17 protein-coding genes are annotated in these 15,251 nt (G+C 63.1%); 9 read left to right on the top strand and 8 right to left on the bottom strand.

Features of this window, described 5'->3' with window-relative positions:
* Nucleotides 1–57: 57 nt before the first annotated feature.
* Complete coding sequence (locus tag R6254_RS07935; protein WP_318405789.1) at nt 58–930, top strand: fumarylacetoacetate hydrolase family protein; 873 nt, start codon at nt 58–60, stop codon at nt 928–930.
* Nucleotides 931–1,220: 290 nt separating this feature from the next.
* Here R6254_RS07935 and R6254_RS07930 read toward each other — a convergent pair whose 3' ends face one another.
* Nucleotides 1,221–2,129: a LysR family transcriptional regulator gene (locus tag R6254_RS07930; protein WP_318405787.1), complete on the bottom strand. Its 909-nt coding sequence runs from the start codon at nt 2,127–2,129 to the stop codon at nt 1,221–1,223.
* 126 nt (nt 2,130–2,255) lie between these two features.
* Between R6254_RS07930 and R6254_RS07925 the strand changes: the two genes are divergently transcribed.
* The 3 genes from R6254_RS07925 to R6254_RS07915 all read left to right on the top strand — a co-directional run bounded on the left by R6254_RS07925 (nt 2,256) and on the right by R6254_RS07915 (nt 5,464).
* Complete coding sequence (locus R6254_RS07925; protein WP_318405785.1) at nt 2,256–3,059, top strand: 3-hydroxybutyrate dehydrogenase; 804 nt, start codon at nt 2,256–2,258, stop codon at nt 3,057–3,059.
* Between the two features lie 32 nt (nt 3,060–3,091).
* Complete coding sequence (gene fahA, locus R6254_RS07920) at nt 3,092–4,420, top strand: fumarylacetoacetase (protein ID WP_318405784.1); 1,329 nt, start codon at nt 3,092–3,094, stop codon at nt 4,418–4,420.
* Between the two features lie 81 nt (nt 4,421–4,501).
* Nucleotides 4,502–5,464 carry a tripartite tricarboxylate transporter substrate binding protein gene (locus tag R6254_RS07915; protein ID WP_318405783.1) on the top strand — a complete coding sequence of 321 codons (963 nt, stop codon included), beginning with the start codon at nt 4,502–4,504 and terminating at the stop codon, nt 5,462–5,464.
* A 40-nt stretch (nt 5,465–5,504) separates the two neighbouring features.
* On the opposite strand, the gene R6254_RS07910 is transcribed toward R6254_RS07915, so the two are convergent.
* The 4 genes from R6254_RS07910 to R6254_RS07895 all read right to left on the bottom strand — a co-directional run bounded on the left by R6254_RS07910 (nt 5,505) and on the right by R6254_RS07895 (nt 8,862).
* Nucleotides 5,505–6,554 carry a serine/threonine protein kinase gene (locus tag R6254_RS07910; RefSeq protein ID WP_318405782.1) on the bottom strand — a complete coding sequence of 350 codons (1,050 nt, stop codon included), beginning with the start codon at nt 6,552–6,554 and terminating at the stop codon, nt 5,505–5,507.
* A 113-nt stretch (nt 6,555–6,667) separates the two neighbouring features.
* Nucleotides 6,668–7,774 (bottom strand): DUF2855 family protein, encoded by a 1,107-nt coding sequence (locus tag R6254_RS07905; protein ID WP_318405780.1) that lies wholly within the window; start codon nt 7,772–7,774, stop codon nt 6,668–6,670.
* A 168-nt stretch (nt 7,775–7,942) separates the two neighbouring features.
* Nucleotides 7,943–8,362 carry an organic hydroperoxide resistance protein gene (locus tag R6254_RS07900; RefSeq protein ID WP_318405778.1) on the bottom strand — a complete coding sequence of 140 codons (420 nt, stop codon included), beginning with the start codon at nt 8,360–8,362 and terminating at the stop codon, nt 7,943–7,945.
* Nucleotides 8,363–8,421: 59 nt separating this feature from the next.
* On the bottom strand, nt 8,422–8,862 hold the full coding sequence (locus R6254_RS07895; RefSeq protein WP_318405777.1) for a MarR family winged helix-turn-helix transcriptional regulator: 441 nt from the start codon (nt 8,860–8,862) through the stop codon (nt 8,422–8,424).
* 116 nt (nt 8,863–8,978) lie between these two features.
* On the opposite strand from R6254_RS07895, the gene R6254_RS07890 reads away from it, so the two are divergent.
* Nucleotides 8,979–9,902, top strand: a complete 924-nt coding sequence (locus R6254_RS07890; protein WP_318405776.1) for a class I SAM-dependent methyltransferase — start codon at nt 8,979–8,981, stop codon at nt 9,900–9,902.
* Here R6254_RS07890 and R6254_RS07885 read toward each other — a convergent pair.
* The 3 genes from R6254_RS07885 to pcaQ form a co-directional block, all read right to left on the bottom strand.
* Nucleotides 9,888–10,814, bottom strand: coding sequence for a fatty acid desaturase family protein (locus R6254_RS07885; protein WP_318405774.1), 927 nt, complete (start codon nt 10,812–10,814; stop codon nt 9,888–9,890). The two genes, R6254_RS07890 and R6254_RS07885, sit on opposite strands and share 15 nt — an antisense overlap.
* Nucleotides 10,786–11,496: a TetR/AcrR family transcriptional regulator gene (locus tag R6254_RS07880; protein WP_318405772.1), complete on the bottom strand. Its 711-nt coding sequence runs from the start codon at nt 11,494–11,496 to the stop codon at nt 10,786–10,788. Before R6254_RS07880 ends, R6254_RS07885 begins: the two co-directional genes overlap by 29 nt.
* Before the next feature lie 78 nt (nt 11,497–11,574).
* Entirely contained in the window at nt 11,575–12,528 is a 954-nt protein-coding gene (gene pcaQ, locus R6254_RS07875; RefSeq protein ID WP_318405770.1) for a pca operon transcription factor PcaQ, read from the bottom strand.
* A 139-nt stretch (nt 12,529–12,667) separates the two neighbouring features.
* Here pcaQ and pcaH point away from each other — a divergent pair, with 139 nt between their 5' ends.
* The 4 genes from pcaH (at nt 12,668) to R6254_RS07855 (ending at nt 15,237) form a co-directional block, all read left to right on the top strand.
* The gene (gene pcaH / locus R6254_RS07870) at nt 12,668–13,381 is read left to right on the top strand and encodes a protocatechuate 3,4-dioxygenase subunit beta (RefSeq protein ID WP_318405768.1); all 714 of its coding nucleotides are present in this window, start codon (nt 12,668–12,670) and stop codon (nt 13,379–13,381) included.
* 27 nt (nt 13,382–13,408) lie between these two features.
* Nucleotides 13,409–13,999 (top strand): protocatechuate 3,4-dioxygenase subunit alpha, encoded by a 591-nt coding sequence (gene pcaG / locus R6254_RS07865; RefSeq protein ID WP_318405766.1) that lies wholly within the window; start codon nt 13,409–13,411, stop codon nt 13,997–13,999.
* A 78-nt stretch (nt 14,000–14,077) separates the two neighbouring features.
* Nucleotides 14,078–14,695: a cytochrome b gene (locus R6254_RS07860; RefSeq protein ID WP_412103130.1), complete on the top strand. Its 618-nt coding sequence runs from the start codon at nt 14,078–14,080 to the stop codon at nt 14,693–14,695.
* A complete protein-coding gene (locus tag R6254_RS07855) occupies nt 14,692–15,237 on the top strand; it encodes a YceI family protein (RefSeq protein ID WP_318405764.1) in 546 nt (181 codons plus the stop codon). The genes R6254_RS07860 and R6254_RS07855 overlap by 4 nt, the downstream gene beginning before the upstream one ends.
* The last annotated feature ends 14 nt before the right edge of the window (nt 15,238–15,251 follow it).

Here is a 15,251-nt window from a genome sequence, read left to right as displayed (position 1 = left end):
CTCAGGCGCCTGCTGGCGTCGGCCAGGCATCACATCCAGAGAAACAAGAGACTGCGCATGAGAATTGTTGCCTTCCGTCAGAACGATCAGCCCTGTGTGGGTCTGGTCTGCGCCGATCTCCAGCAGGTCCAGCCTTTTGACCTGCCCGAGGCGCAGCGCGAAGCGGGTGCGTTGGCGGTGATTGAGATGCTGGCGCGCGGCGAAGCCTTGCCGGCCCTGCTGGCCGCCGTGGCGCTCAGCGAGGTGCAGATCACCGCGCCGCTGCCCAAGCCGCGCCGCAACATTTTCTGCGTCGGTAAAAACTACTTCGCCCACGCCAAGGAGTTTGCAAGCAGCGGCTTCGACAGCAGCGCCCAGGGCGGCGAGGATGTGCCGTCCGACCCGATTTATTTCACCAAGGTGCCGGAGTCGGTGGTTGGCCCCGGCGCCACCATCGAGATGCCTGCCGCCTCCACGGCCATTGATTACGAAGCCGAGTTGGCCGTCATCATCGGGCGCGGTGGCAAAGGTATTGCTGCCAGAGACGCGATGGCGCATGTCTGGGGTTACACCATCGTCAACGACGTGACGGCACGCGACTGGCAAAGCCGCCACAAGCAGTGGCTGTTGGGCAAGTCCTTCGACACCTTCTGCCCCATGGGGCCCTGGCTGGTCAGCGCCGACGAATGTGACGGCACCCAAACCCAGGTGCGTTGTTACGTCAACAACGAGTTGCGCCAGAACGCCTCGACGACCGAGCTGATTTTCGACATTCCGAAACTGATAGCAACCCTGTCGGCCGGCATCACGCTTTACCCTGGCGATGTGATCGCCACCGGCACGCCGGTCGGTGTGGGTATTGGTTTCAAGCCGCCCAAATACCTGCAGTCCGGCGACGTGGTGCGGGTCGAAATCGACGGCATAGGCAGCCTGGAAAACCCGGTTCGCTGAGGACTTTGACGGGCACCCGCGTGATGGTTTGGCCTTGGCGGGCAGTTTCTTGAAAAAGTGGTCATAGCCCTTTATCTACGGGCGCAAACAGCTATTAATTTGATAGCGTTTGTTGGGCTGCCACCGATGGCGTTGCTGCGTGTGAGGTGTTTGTGTCCACGGTATTTTGAGGCCAGATGTGCCCACTGCCTGCTATTTAAGCAGTCCTCGCCAGCCCAATACCGGCGCGGGTTTGCGGACTTGTCCCCATTCTTTTCCACAGCTCCATTCACAGAAGCCGGGCATAACTCCTAGGGTTTTCCCGGATTTTTCTGCAGAGGCTGGCTCAGGTCCAGCGCCAGCAGGTTGTGCAGGGCCGGGTTGAGGTTGCCGGGCAGCCAGGCCAGGCCATGGCTGAGGCGGTGTGCGTCCGGCCCCAGCGACTTGAAGACCACGCCGCCGATTTCGTCGAGTGACTGCAACTCGCGCGGGATGATGGACACCCCGGCGCCGGCGGCGATCAGGCACAACAACACTTGGGATGTTTCGCTCTCGCGCACCACACGTGGCTGAAAACCCGCGCGCCGGCATTCGGCGTCCATGGCGTCGCGCAAATGAAAACCCTTGTTGGCGGGGTAACCGACAAAAGCCTCTTGGGCCAGCAGCGCCAGCGGCACCTCGTCGCGCTCGGCCAGGGCATGTGAGGCAGGCAGGGCCAGCACAAACTCGCTGGCCGCAAAGCTGCGCGAGGCGATGCCGGTATCGGTCAGCGGCAAAAAACACAGCGCCACATCCAGCTGGCCGTCCAGCAAGGCCAGCCGCAAGGCGCCTGTGGCCAGCGGGCCTTCGATGTCCAGCACCACCTCGGGGAAACGCTGGCGAAAGGCCAGCACCAGGCGTGGCAACAAAACATGGCTGGCGCGGCCGGTGTAGCCCACACGCAGGCGCCCACTTTCGCCGCGGTCGGCCTGGCGGCAGGCTTCGACGGCCTGGTCCAGTTGCACAAACAGTGGTTGCACCGCATCAAAAAACGTTTTGCCGGCGTGGCTCAGGCTGACCTTGCGTGTGTGGCGCTCAAACAGGCGCACGCCCAGCTCTTGTTCCAGCTCACGGATGCGCTGGCTCAGCGGGGGCTGGGCCATGTGCAGGCGGTGGGCTGCACGGGTGAAGCTTTGTTCCTGGGCCACGGCCAGAAAACCACGCAGATGCCGGAGTTCCATGTGTTGGGGTGAGAGTTTGATTAAGACGTTGTGAGTATAGGTTGGTGTCTAAAACGGTATTGGACATATGAATCAAGGTTTTTTAGCATTCATCGCATGGGTCGCCCTTGCGGCCCGCTTGGCGAAATGGAGAGAACACGCGTGACAAATTTGAAAGACAAAGTAGCCCTGGTGACGGGTGGCAACAGCGGCATCGGCCTGGCGATTGCCCAGCGTTTGGCGCGTGAGGGCGCCCACCTGGTGCTCAACGGCATTGCCCCGCAGGCCGAAGGCCAGGCGCAGTGTGACGCCGTGGCGGCCGAGTACGGCGTGGACGTGTCTTACGTGATGGCCGATGTGCGCGACCCGGCGCAGATCGAGCAACTGATTCGACAGGCCGAACAGCGCAACGGCGCGATCGACATTCTGGTCAACAACGCCGGCATGCAACATGTGAGCAATATCGAGCAGTTTCCGGTGGCCATCTGGAACGACATGCTGGCGGTGAATCTGTCGGCCAGTTTCCACACGATTCGCCTGGCACTGCCGGCCATGCGTGAACGCGGCTGGGGCCGCATCCTGAACATCGCCTCGATCAGCGGGCTGCGTGGCCGCGCCGGCAAATCCGCCTACAACGCCACCAAACATGGTTTGATCGGCCTGACCAAGGCGGTCGCGCTTGAAACCGCCACCACCGACATCACCTGCAACGCCATCTGCCCGGGCTGGGCGCTGACCGCGCTGGTGCAACGCCAGGTTGATGCGCTGGCTGAACGTGAAGGCCTGGACGACGCGGCCGCCACACGCCAGTTGTTGGGCCAGCGCCAGCCTTCGGGCCGTTTTGTGACCACCGGTCAGTTGGCGGCCTTGGCCGCTTTCCTGTGTTCCGACGACGCGCAGGAAGTGCGCGGTGCCGCCTGGACCATGGACGGCGCCACCACGGCGGCCTGAGTGCCGCTTCAAACAACGTGAATGACACTTCTATGAGCTCCTCCCTGAACCCTATCGACGCGACCCATGCGCTGAGCCTGCGCAGCTGGGTTGAATCGGCCGCCGGTCACACCCAGTTCCCGATTCAGAATCTGCCGCTGGGTGTGTTTCTCAGCGACAGCGGGCCACGCATAGGCGTGGCCATCGGCGACGAGGTGCTGGACCTGCCCGCCGCCTTGCAGGCCGGTCTGCTGACGCAACTGGATGCGGCCACGGCGCAAGCCATGAACGCCCCGGTGCTTAATACCTGGATGGCCTTGCCGGCCGCACAACGCCGCGCGCTGCGCTTGCAGTTGTCGGCCCTGCTCGCCGCCGAGACCTCCGAAGGCCTCGCGGCTTGCGCACACCGCGCCCAGATTCTGAAACCGCAAGCCGCTTGCGAGATGTTGCTGCCCGCCGACGTGGGTGATTTTTCGGACTATTACGCGGGCATCCACCACGCGACGAATGCCGGCAAATTTTTCCGGCCCGATTCGCCCCTGCTGCCCAACTACAAACATGTGCCCGTGGCTTACCACGGCCGGGCCTCGTCCTTGCGACCTTCGGGCACGGTCTTGCATCGGCCCAAGGGGCAGGTGCGCCAGGACACACCCGACGGACCGGTGCCCGTGTTCCAGCCCAGCGCGCGGCTGGACTACGAGCTGGAACTGGCGATCTGGATCGGTCCCGGTAATGCACTGGCGCAATCCATTCCCGTGAGCGAGGCGGCTGACCATGTGGCTGGCTTCGGCCTGCTCAATGACTGGTCGGCCCGCGACATCCAGGCCTGGGAATACCAGCCGCTGGGCCCCTTTCAGGGCAAAAACTTTTTGTCCAGCCTCTCGCCCTGGGTGGTGACCAGCGATGCGCTGGCGCCGTTTCGTGCGCCGGCCATGGTACGCGGCGCGGCCGACCCGCGGCCCCTGCCTTATCTGCTGGATGCACAGGACCAGGTCAACGGCGGTTTGCGCATAGAGCTGGAGGTGTTTCTCAGCACCCGCAACATGCGTGAGCAGGGCCTGGCGCCGCACCGCCTGTCGCGCGGCAACTCCACCTACATGTGGTGGACGCCGGCGCAAATGGTCACGCACCACACGGCCGGCGGCTGCAATCTGCGTCCGGGTGACCTGATCGGTTCCGGTACCATTTCGGCGCCCGAGTCCATCGGTTTTGGCTGCCTGCTGGAGATCACCGAAGGCGGCAAAACAGCCGTGTTGCTGCCCAATGGCGAGTCGCGCACCTTTTTGCAGGACGGTGACGAATTGGTGATGCGCGGGTATTGCCAGCGCGAAGGTTTTGCCCCGATTGGTGTGGGCGAATGCCGTGGTCTGATCCAGGATTGAGTTGTCCACCCGACCCCATTTTTTCGGAGCCATCGCCTGGCGCGGTGGTTTGCACTTCCCGTTGATAAAAGGAGACTTGAGATGAAAAAACTGTTTGCCACCGCCGTCACGGCCATAGGCCTGCTCGCCGCCGCCATCCCCGCCATGGCGCAAAACTATCCGAACCGGCCCATCAAGCTGATCGTGCCCTATTCGGCCGGCGGCGTGACCGACCAGCTTGGCCGCACCTTTGCCGAATTTGCCGGCAAACGCCTGGGCCAGCCCATCATCATCGAGAACAAGACCGGCGCCAACGGCACCCTGGGCGCGGTGCAGATGCTCAACACCGATCCGGCGGGTTACACCCTGACCATGATCCCGATTGGCGTGTTCCGCATGCCGCACATCACGGGTGCGCAATACGATCCGCTGAAAGACCTGACCTATATCTCCACGGTTTGCGGCTTCAACTACTACATTGCCGTGAACGCCTCCTCGCCCTGGAAGACGCTGGCCGAACTGGTCGACTACACCAAGAAAAAAACCGGCCCCGTGTCTTACGGCACACCCGGCGCCTACAGCAGCCAGCACATCGGCATGGCCCAGCTCGGTGAGAAAGCCGGCGTGGACTGGACACACATCCCGTTCAAGGGGGATGCCGATGCCATGGCCGGCCTGCTGGGCAACCACATCCAGGCCGTGGTCAGCGCCAGCTCGGTCTTGCCTTATGTGACGGCGGGCAAGATGCGGGTGCTGGCCGCCCTGGGCGACAAACGTTCGCCGGATTTGCCGAATGTGCCCACGCTCAAGGAGCAGGGTTACCCCATCGTCCACACCTCGCCCTTCGGTTTTGCCGGCCCCAAAGGCATGGACCCGGCCGTGGTCAAGAAGCTGGAAGACGCTTTTCGCGATGTGTACAACGACCCGCAGTTCCAGGTCGCACTGCAAAAGCTGGGCATGACGCCGCTGTACATGGACCAGGCCACGTACACCAAATACGCGCGCGACACCTACCTGGGTGAGCGTGATGCGCTCAAGGCCATGGTGGCCAGCGTCAACAAGTAAGACGGGTTTCCTGCCCGGCGCCCTGTGTGCCGGGCTGGTCTCAAGCCACCAGCGGCGCTTCCTGCATGGCCTCGGTTTGTTCTTCCAGCATGTCGACCTGGCCCTTCCAGTAATCGCTGGAGCCGAACCAGGGGAAGTTGATCGGAAAAATCGGGTCGTGCCAGCGCTGTGCCAGCCAGGCGCTGTAATGCACCAGGCGCAGGGTGCGCAGCGGTTCGATCAGCGCGAGTTCGGCCCGGGGGAATTCACGAAACTCTTCATACCCGTCGACCAGCGCGCCCAGTTGCGGGATTTGCTGCGCACGGTCACCGGACAGCAGCATCCACAAGTCCTGCACCGCCGGGCCGGATCTAGCATCGTCCAGATCGACAAAATGCGGGCCGGCGCCTTCCAGGCCTTCTGGCGTCCACAAGATGTTGCCGGGGTGGCAGTCGCCGTGCAGGCGCAAGCTGCGGATCTCGCCCACACTTTCAAACACGGTTTGCGCCACGCTCATGGCTTCTTCAAAGGCCTTGAGCCAGCGGGACTCCATGTCCAGCGGCAGGTAGTGGCCGGCCAGCAGCAGGTCGCGGCTGGCGTAACCAAAGGTCTGCAGGTCCAGCGCGGGCCGGTGTGTGAAAGGCTGGCGAGCGCCCACGGTGTGGATACGCGCCAGGAAACGGCCAATCCATTCGAGCACGCTGAAGTCGTCCAGCTCAGGCCGGCGCCCGCCGCGCCGCGGCGACACACTGAAGCTGAAGCCGTCAAAGTGGTGCAGGGTGCTGCCGTTCAGGTCCAGCGCGCCGACCACCGGAATTTCGGCGGCCAACAACTCGGCGGCAAACGCATGTTCTTCGGTGATCTGTACATCGCTCCAGCGCCCGGGCCGGTAAAACTTGGCCACCACAATGTCGCCGGCGGCGGCCCCTTCGCCGGCCGGGCTTTCGAGATGCACCTGGTAGACGCGGTTTTCGTAGCTCGACAGCGCCATCAGGCGGCCGTCGCCGTACAGGCCCACGCTGGCCAGCGCATCCAGCACCACGTCGGGCGAGAGTTTTTCGTAGGCGTGAAGCGCCTGGGCAGGCATGGCGGTGGGCGGCTGGTCGGTCATGCCTCCATTGTCGTTGTTCCCGCTTTCACCCTGTTTTATGAGTGAAATAAGCCTCTAGCCCTTTAAGTGCGGGCGCAAGCAGCTATGGAAACAATAGCGAATCCGGGCCGCCGTCAAAGTTTCAGGATGTGGCCGGTGCGCGGGTCGCCACTGCCGGCCAGCACCTGCTGGTAAATCGCGGCCACCGCGTCGCTGCCTTCGTGCTGCTGTGTCAGCAGCCAGGGCGTCGGGCCTTGCGCCACGCGGGCACTGAAGGTTTGCCAGGCCTGCACCAGGCGCTGGCCCAGGCCGTCCCGGCCCCAGTCGGCGCTGCGTTTTTTGATTTGGGCGGGGGCAAAAAACAGCGTGGCGCGCGGGCCGGGCAGGTCTTTCGAGCCGCCCAGTTGCGTCACGTGGGTGCCGCCTATCGAGCAGCTGTACTTGAGCTTGGCAAAGCGGCTGTGGATGGCATGGCGCAGCGGGGCGTTGCCGGCAAAGTCCACATAAATACAGGCCCGGTCGGCCGCGATCTGGTCGAGCTGCGCATAGGTCAGCACGCGGCTGTAACAACCCAGGCTTTCACAGAAGGCAACATTGGCCGGCGAGGTCAGGCCTATCACCTCAATGCCGGGCCGCTGCGCCAGCTGGAAGGCGGTGCCGTAAGCGGTTTTGCTGGAGGCGCTGGACAGCAACATGGCGCCTGTAGCGGCGCCAAAAAAGTCGTTGTCGGCCAGAAAGTCATCAATCAGGAAAGACGTGATGAACAGCGGCCGCAGCAAGGCCTGCAGGTCTTCGGTCGCGGCGCTGTAAAACGGGTCGCGGCTGCAACGCATGTACTGGTTGTAGACCGCGTGTAGTTCGCGCCGGTGGGCGGCGCCGTCGGCAAAACCGCTGCTATCCACACGCACAGGCGCCAGCACGGCTTCGGAGGCCATGGGGTAATAACCGTAAAACTTCTCGCCGACCGCGATGCCGTCGCACAACGATTCGCGCACGGTCGCAAACCCCCAAACCGGGATGTTGCCCCAGCCGTCTTCGCCCGTCGGGAAGAACTGCCAGTAGTTCATCGCGTCGCCAAACGCCGCGTAGGTGATGTTGTTGGACGTCAGCGCGAAAGAGTCCACGGCCAGCCGCACCTCACCGGCGGCCAGTACACGCGGTGGGGCCTTGTCCAGCCGGGTGGCGCTGAGATTGTCCTTGCGGACCAGAAACCGGGTGGCGCGGGTGGTGTGGTGTGTCATGGCTGCACCATAAACGAAGCGGCCCGGCGGTTCAACACCGCCGGGCCGCTTTGGCGACAGCCCCTCATGGCCCCGTGTCACACGGCAATTTTCCGACGGGCCGCCCCGAGGAAAATTAGCCCCCTCGGGGGGCAGCGCATGATACGAAGTGAAAAGCGTGGGGGCGATCTACTTCAGCGTGAGGGTCACGTCGATGTTGCCGCGTGTGGCGTTGGAGTAAGGGCAGACCTGGTGAGCGGCGTCGATCAGGGCTTGGGCGGCGGCGCGGTCCATGCCGGGGAGGTTGATGTCCAGGCGGGCGGCAATGCCGTAACCGGCCGGGATCTTGCCCAGGTCCACACTGGCGTCGACGGACAGGTCAGTTGGGAGGGTGATTTTTTGTATGCCGGCCACGGCCTTCATGGCGCCGATGAAACAGGCGGAATAACCAGCGGCAAACAGTTGCTCGGGGTTGGTGCCGGTGCCGGCGGTGCCGGGCGAACTCAGCGTGACGTCCAGGCGGCCGTCGTCGGTTTTGGACTGGCCGTCGCGGCCACCGGTGGTGTGGGCGTTGGCGGTGTAGAGGACTTTGTCGAGTTTCGTGGTCATGCTGCTTGCCTTTGAAAAATGCCCCGAAATGGGAGCGGGTTGAAAAATATCTTGGATTTTTACGCCACCAGGCGCTGGCGCAAAGCCTGCACTTGCTGGGTCAGGGCCATCAGTTCAGGAATCGGGCACTGCGCGGCCGCCAGGATGCAGGCGGGCACTTTGGCGGCTCGGGTTTTGAGCTTGCGGCCAGACGCGGTCAGGGTGATGTGCACGCGGCGCTCGTCTTCCAGGGCGCGGATGCGCGTGATCAGCCCGGACGACTCCAGTCGTTTGAGCAAAGGGGTGAGCGTGCCGGAGTCCAGGTAAAGCCGTTCGCCGAGTTCAGACACCATCAGGCCGTCCTGTTCCCACAACACCAGCATCGCCAGGTATTGCGGATAGGTCAGGCCCAGCTCGTCCAGCAGCGGCTTGTACAGCCGGGTCATGGCCAGCGAGGTGGAATACAGCGCAAAACAAAGCTGGTTGTCCAGTTGCAGCAGGGCGTCGGTCTTGGTGGGCATGGTGCTATTGTATAGTGCAATTAAATTGCGTGCAATTTAATTATCAGGGCAAACCTCTGAAGGGTATTTGTGGCACGGCAGGGGCGGTGATGGAGGCGGCGCTAGACTGGAGGGTCATGCAAAAAACCAGTACTCTCCGCAGCGGCAAGCCCGCCCGCCAGGCGACCCAGGCCGACCCTGCCGTTCAAGTCATTGAAGAAATCCGTCCCGGCCAGTCCATCGAGCTGCTCAAGGAGCTGCACATCCTCACGCGTGAGGGCAAGCTGAACCAGGACACGCGGCGCAAGCTCAAGCAGGTTTACCACCTCTACCAGTTCATCGCACCGCTGCTGGAAGAAGTCTCTGGCGCTGACAAAGGCTTCACGCTGGCCGACCACGGCGCCGGCAAGTCTTACCTGGGTTTTATTCTTTACGACCTGTTTTTCAATGTTGCGCACCAGGGCCAGAAAACCGCCGGGTCGATTTATGGCATCGAGACCCGCAGCGAACTGGTGGAAAAATCACGCGTGCTGGCCCAGCGCCTGGGTTTTTCACGCATGGTGTTTTTAAACCTGTTGGTGGCCGAGGCCACCACCTCGGACCAGTTGCCGGCGCAGGTGGACATCGTCACCGCCCTGCATGCCTGCGACACCGCGACCGACGACGCCATTGCTTTCGGCCTGCAAAAACAGGCGCGCCACATGGTGCTGGTGCCTTGTTGCCAGGCGGAGGTGGCGGGTGTGTTGCGCAAGAACAAAGCGCTGACCCTGGCCAAAACGCCGCTGGCCGAACTCTGGCGTCACCCCTTGCACACGCGCGAGTTCGGCAGCCAGATCACCAATGTGTTGCGTTGCCTGCAACTGGAAGCCAACGGGTACCAGGTCACGGTGACCGAGCTGGTGGGCTGGGAGCATTCGATGAAAAACGAACTCATCATTGCCAGCCGGTCGCAAACGCCCAGCGCCGCCAAAACCCGTCAGGCGCAGGCGCGCTTGCAGGAGGTGTTGGCCGAGCTGAATCTGGGCGAACTGACGGCCCGGTTTGCTTCACCGGCCGGCTGAGGCCAGCCGGATCACGGTGGCGTAACCGGGCTGCACCTCCATACGCGCGGTCACGCCACGGGCGGCCAGCAGCCGGTGTGCCCGAGGCAAGTTCCAGCAGGGAATTTGCGTGAACATGTGGTGTTCGCCATGGTAGTTGACCCAGTAGGGTGCAATGAACAGACGCTCCAGCAGGTTGGCGTGGGTGGTGCGGGCGTGGCGCAGTGGGTCGGTTCCGTTTTGCACGATCAACGCGTGTTCGGAGATGTTGCGCAAGCGGCTGACCAGCGGCAGCCAGGTGGCCATGGGCAGCAGCCACATCAGCAGCCAGGCCCAGCCCAGCCCGGCAACACTGAACAGCGTGAGGCCCAGGCCGTTACCGAGTAAAAACACGCGTTGTTGGCTGGCTTCAGCGGCGATCAACGCCCAGGCGGATTCGCCAGGCTGGCGCGCTTTGAGCTTGTCCACCAGCCGGCCGAAACGCTGCTTGAAAAACGTCTGACCACTCAGGTCCCGGATGATTTTTCGCCGCAAGGAGTCGGCCGTCACGGGAAACGGCGCCGACAGCACCAGGTCCGGGTCTTCGGTCTGCTGCACAAAGCGGTGGTGCTGCAAATGGTAGGGCCGGTAGAGATCCAGTTCAAAGCCGCAAAACCAGCGCGCGAGCTTGTCGTTGGTTGGGCGATGGGCATGCAACAAGCCGTGGGCCGCGTCGTGCATCAGGATGAACAGGCCCAACTGGCGGTTGCCGATGATCACCACCATCAGCGGGATGCTCAGGGGCCACACCACCCCGATCCCCATGGCCGCGCCTATGACCAGCCAGCAGTGCAGCACCAGCGCCAGGCCTTTCCAGGACGAACGCGCGGACAAGTGGCGCCATTCCTCGGGGCTGAAAAAATCCTCAGGTTTGACGCGGGCGGCGGCGCTCATGGTTGTCCTTTGGGATGGGTTTGACGACCACCCGCAGCGCGGGTGCCAGGCGCTCTGGGTGTTCGTCTTCAGGCGTTTCATCACGCAGCAGTTGCAACATGTCGCTGGCGCAATCGGCCGTGCTCAGACCGGTGGCCGCACCCCGCAATACAGCTCCCAGCGCCAGCGCCCAGAAGCGGCGCGCACGCATGGCCGGGTCGTTGTCATGCGGCCAAGCCCGCGCATCGCGAATCGCCGCGTAAGCGCGGTCTCCCTCGGCATGCAGGCGTTCAAAGGTGCGCTCGATCAGCGGCGCCAGGTCTTGCCGCCGGCGCGCCAAGGTCAGGGCTTCAATAAACAGGGCCAGGCCGGTCGATGCCACGACGCTTTCCACCAGCGCGCGGGTGTAAAGCGTCAGGGTTGGCGCGGTCGATGCGGCGTGTTCCGCCTGCTGCCCGGTGTAGAGGATTTCGCGGCAGGCGGCCTCGACAAACAAGGCTTCCTTGGTGCGGAAGTAATACGTCACCTGGCTGGGGAAAGCGTCCGCCGCCTGCGCAATGTCCGAGACCGACACGCCGCCCAGGCCGCGCACCTTGAACAGTTCCACCGCGATGTCCAGCAGGTGGGAGCGCATGCGCCGACCGGGCTCGCGCGTGGCGCGGGCTGGTGTTTCAAGCACCGTCGGTTCGTGGGCTGAGGGCATGCCAATAACTGTATGTCGTACAAACAAGGCCGTCAATCGGGGGATGCCTGCGCCGTCCTTTCGAGTGGTTCCGGTGGTTTACGGCCTCAGCCTGTAAGTATGGGCAACCAGGCGGATGGTGTTGATCAGTTGCTGCTGGGCGGGCGTGGCCGCCATGTCGGCGCGCAGGGTCAAACCCACACGTTCTTCCGTGCCCGCGGTGTTGACCGGCAGGCGGACCAGTGCGCCGCTGGCCAGCTCGGCCGCCAGGGCGCCCCGCGGGAACAGGCACACGGCATCGCTGGCGGCGGCGTAGTGGCGCGCCAACGAGACCGACAGCGTCTCCAGCGTGTGCGCCAACCTACCCAGGCCGCGTTGCAGCAAAAACGTATCGGCCGAGTGCCGGATCGCCGTGCCCTGCATGGGCAGGATGACGGTGAAGCGGGCCAGTTGCAGCAAGGGGTCCTGGCCTGCCGCCGCGGGGGCCAGCAACGGATGGCCGGGCCGTACCGCCAGCACCAGTGGTTCGGCATAGAGGTGCTCAAAACTCAGGCCCAGCATGTGCGAGGGCTCGGCAAAACGACCTATCACCATGTCGAGTTCGCGCTGACGCAACTGGTTCAGCAGTTGCGGGTTGGAGGCCGTGTGGATGCGTAATTTGCTGCGCGGCCAGGCCGGCTCTTTGGCTTGCTGGCTGTCCATCAGTAGCAGCACTTCAGGCATCAGTGATGGCGCCACAGTGGGCAAAACGCCGATGGTCACGACGGCGCCGGCTTCGCTGCTGACCTGGGCCACGCTGGCCACGGCTTCCCGCAGCGCGCTGACACTGGCGCCGGCGTGGCGCGTGAAGGCCTCGCCTTCACGCGTGAGCACGGCGCCGCGGCGTCCGCGCTCAAACAGGCGCACCGCCAGCAGGCTTTCGAGTTCTTTCAGGGTTTTGGAGACCGCCGGCTGGGTGATCGACAAAGCCCCGGCGGCTTTTTGCAGGCTGCCATGTTGGGCCACCGCCAAAAAACACTGCAAGTGCCTGAATTTGATGTGTCCGTCGATCATGCTCTAAATATAGCTGTTGGTTATGGATGAATCGATTAAATGTCAATATACATAACCATTCAGGGTAGGTAAAGTCCTCCCATTCCTCATCCAGCCCCAGGCGGATGCTTCTTTCCACCTTTCGCTCCGGAGTCCCCCCATGGCCGCAAGCCCCGCTACCGATTACCTGTCACCGCGTGACTGGTCCGCCCATCCTGACCATGTGTATCCCGGCTACAAGTCGACCGCGCTGCGCGGGCCGAAAAAGCCGCTGCTGCCTATCAAACAGGCGCTGGCCGAAATGAATGCGCCGGTGTACGGCACTGACGATCTGGGCCCGCTGGACCACGACCTGACCCGCAACAGCATCAAAAACGGCGAGCCGCTGGGCGAACGCATCATCGTCACCGGCCGTGTCAGCGACGAAGACGGCCGTCCGGTGAAAAACACCCTGGTCGAAATCTGGCAAGCCAATGCCGCCGGCCGTTATGTGCACAAGGCCGACCAGCACAACGCCCCGCTGGACCCGAATTTTCTGGGCGCCGGTCGCTGCATGACCGATGCCGACGGCCGCTACAAATTCCTGAGCATCAAGCCGGGTGCCTACCCTTGGGGCAACCACCCCAACGCCTGGCGGCCCAATCACATCCACCTGTCGCTGTTCGGTGACTACTTTGCCAGCCGCCTGGTCACGCAGATGTATTTCCCCGGCGACCCGCTGCTGCCGTTTGACCCGATGTACATGGGTGCGCCCGAGAAGACGCGTGAGCTGATGGTGTCCAAGTTCAGCCTGGATGTGACCGAGCCCGACTTTGCACTCGGTTATGTGTTTGACATCGTGCTGCGCGGCCCCCAGGCCACGCGTTTTGAATAAATTTTGAATGATCCGGAAAAGCACACCATGAGCAAACTGCTGCAAACCCCTTCACAAACCGTGGGCCCTTTTTTCGCCTACGGCCTCACGCCCACCCAATACGCTTACGACTTCCCCAGCCTGTTCACACCGGTGCTGGCGCAGCCACATGCCAAGGGCGAACACATCGTTATCACCGGCCAGGTGATTGACGGCGCCGGCAACACCATCCATGACGCGATTGTTGAAATCAGCCAGGCCGATGCGGACGGACAATTTGCCCGCACACCGGCCGAAGTGGCGACCAGCGGCTTCACCGGTTTTGGCCGCTGCGGCACCGGCACCTTTGCCAAACACCACTATGTGTTCAACACCGTGAAACCCGGTGTCGGGGCGCCCGGCCAGGCACCCTATGTCACGGTCTGCATCACCGCGCGCGGCATGTTGGTGCACAATTTCACGCGCATTTATTTTGACGACGAGGCTGCGGCCAATGCGCAAGACGAGGTGTTGGCCAGCGTGCCGGCCGAGCGCCGTGCCACCCTGATCGCCAAACGCGAAGTCACTGGCGCTGGTGTGGTGTACCGTTTTGACATCCGGATGCAGGGCGACAAGGAAACGGTTTTCTTCGACCTCTAAAGGGCTTTCTCAGCCGCCGCGGCGGTTTGCCCTGCTGGGCAAATGCTGCGGCGCGGGCCCCTTGCGTTGACCGCGGGGATGGCGTCAAATGGCCGCGAAGACACCTTTGCCTTCGCCCTGGAGAGCCGCTTGCAGCCTGCGCCTGACAGCTCTGACCGTCGTCCTTACACCCGCACCGCGATGGTTTTGCACGGGGTTATGGCCCTGCTTGTGCTGATGGGGTTTTCGCTCGGCCTGTACATGGTCGGCCTGCCACTCAGCCCGCTCAAACTCCAGCTTTATTCTTTCCACAAATGGATAGGTATCAGCGTCGCGGCGCTGCTGTTGCCACGTCTGATCTGGCGCAGCCTGCACAAACCACCGCCGTTGCCGGCCGCCATGCCGGCCTGGGAGCACAGCGCGGCCCACGCTAGCCATCTTCTGCTTTATCTCTTGATGGCTTGTGTTCCGGTCTCGGGCTGGCTGATGAGTTCGGCCAAGGGTGTGACCACGGTTTATTTCGGACTTTGGGCGTTGCCCAACCTGCTGGCGCGCAACGAAGCGCTGGGGCTGTTTCTGGAAGCGCTGCACCGCATTCTCAATTACAGCCTGCTTGCTTTGGTAACCCTGCATGTGGCGGCGGCGCTCAAGCACCATTTCATCAACCGGGACGGTGTGCTGGACCGGATGTTTCGTTTCACCCGGGCCGGCTCATGAAAGCGCTCGCCATGGTTTTGCTGCTGGCCTGCCCCGGCGCCCAGGCCGTGGAGTACCGCCAGGTGGACCTGGCCGGCAGCAGCCTGCGTTTTACCTCGCGGCAAATGGGCGTGCCGGTGGACGGCACTTTTCGCAGCTTTGACGCCAGCCTGGTGTTTGATCCTGAGGCGCCGGCCGCCGCCAAGGGGCAACTGCGTATCAAGCTGGCCAGCATTGACACCGGCCTGCGCGAGGTCGACGAGGAGGTGTCGGGCGCGCAGTGGTTTGATGTGAAGCGTTATCCCGAGGCGTATTTCGAGATGCGTCAGCTCCAGCCGCAGGGTAGCGGCCGCTTTCAGGTCAGCGGCGTGCTCAGCCTCAAGGGTGTTAGCCGGCCGCTGGTGCTGAGCGCCCAGCTCAAACCCGGTGGCCAGCAGGCGGTGCTGGAGGGGACGTTGGTGATCAAGCGCCTGGACTTCGGGATAGGCGGCGGCCCCTGGGGCGATGTCGGTGTGGTGGCCAACGAAGTGACGGTGCAGTTTCATCTGGTGCTCAAGCCCTAGTTATGGGAGTGGAT

This window comes from Polaromonas potterensis, assembly GCF_033446725.1.
GTDB lineage: Bacteria > Pseudomonadota > Gammaproteobacteria > Burkholderiales > Burkholderiaceae_C > Polaromonas.
The sequence above is the reverse complement of the archived record's forward strand: the minus strand, read 5'-3'. Positions and strand labels throughout refer to the sequence as shown.

What these genes read in the sequence shown, in the direction of transcription:
- R6254_RS07935 (WP_318405789.1), top strand. Translation starts at nt 58, where the DNA reads ATGAGAATTGTTGCCTTCCGTCAGAACGATCAGCCCTGTGTGGGTCTG.
- R6254_RS07930 (WP_318405787.1), bottom strand. Translation starts at nt 2,129, where the DNA reads ATGGAACTCCGGCATCTGCGTGGTTTTCTGGCCGTGGCCCAGGAACAA.
- R6254_RS07925 (WP_318405785.1), top strand. Translation starts at nt 2,256, where the DNA reads ATGGAGAGAACACGCGTGACAAATTTGAAAGACAAAGTAGCCCTGGTG.
- fahA (WP_318405784.1), top strand. Translation starts at nt 3,092, where the DNA reads ATGAGCTCCTCCCTGAACCCTATCGACGCGACCCATGCGCTGAGCCTG.
- R6254_RS07915 (WP_318405783.1), top strand. Translation starts at nt 4,502, where the DNA reads ATGAAAAAACTGTTTGCCACCGCCGTCACGGCCATAGGCCTGCTCGCC.
- R6254_RS07910 (WP_318405782.1), bottom strand. Translation starts at nt 6,554, where the DNA reads ATGACCGACCAGCCGCCCACCGCCATGCCTGCCCAGGCGCTTCACGCC.
- R6254_RS07905 (WP_318405780.1), bottom strand. Translation starts at nt 7,774, where the DNA reads ATGACACACCACACCACCCGCGCCACCCGGTTTCTGGTCCGCAAGGAC.
- R6254_RS07900 (WP_318405778.1), bottom strand. Translation starts at nt 8,362, where the DNA reads ATGACCACGAAACTCGACAAAGTCCTCTACACCGCCAACGCCCACACC.
- R6254_RS07895 (WP_318405777.1), bottom strand. Translation starts at nt 8,862, where the DNA reads ATGCCCACCAAGACCGACGCCCTGCTGCAACTGGACAACCAGCTTTGT.
- R6254_RS07890 (WP_318405776.1), top strand. Translation starts at nt 8,979, where the DNA reads ATGCAAAAAACCAGTACTCTCCGCAGCGGCAAGCCCGCCCGCCAGGCG.
- R6254_RS07885 (WP_318405774.1), bottom strand. Translation starts at nt 10,814, where the DNA reads ATGAGCGCCGCCGCCCGCGTCAAACCTGAGGATTTTTTCAGCCCCGAG.
- R6254_RS07880 (WP_318405772.1), bottom strand. Translation starts at nt 11,496, where the DNA reads ATGCCCTCAGCCCACGAACCGACGGTGCTTGAAACACCAGCCCGCGCC.
- pcaQ (WP_318405770.1), bottom strand. Translation starts at nt 12,528, where the DNA reads ATGATCGACGGACACATCAAATTCAGGCACTTGCAGTGTTTTTTGGCG.
- pcaH (WP_318405768.1), top strand. Translation starts at nt 12,668, where the DNA reads ATGGCCGCAAGCCCCGCTACCGATTACCTGTCACCGCGTGACTGGTCC.
- pcaG (WP_318405766.1), top strand. Translation starts at nt 13,409, where the DNA reads ATGAGCAAACTGCTGCAAACCCCTTCACAAACCGTGGGCCCTTTTTTC.
- R6254_RS07860 (WP_412103130.1), top strand. Translation starts at nt 14,078, where the DNA reads ATGGCGTCAAATGGCCGCGAAGACACCTTTGCCTTCGCCCTGGAGAGC.
- R6254_RS07855 (WP_318405764.1), top strand. Translation starts at nt 14,692, where the DNA reads ATGAAAGCGCTCGCCATGGTTTTGCTGCTGGCCTGCCCCGGCGCCCAG.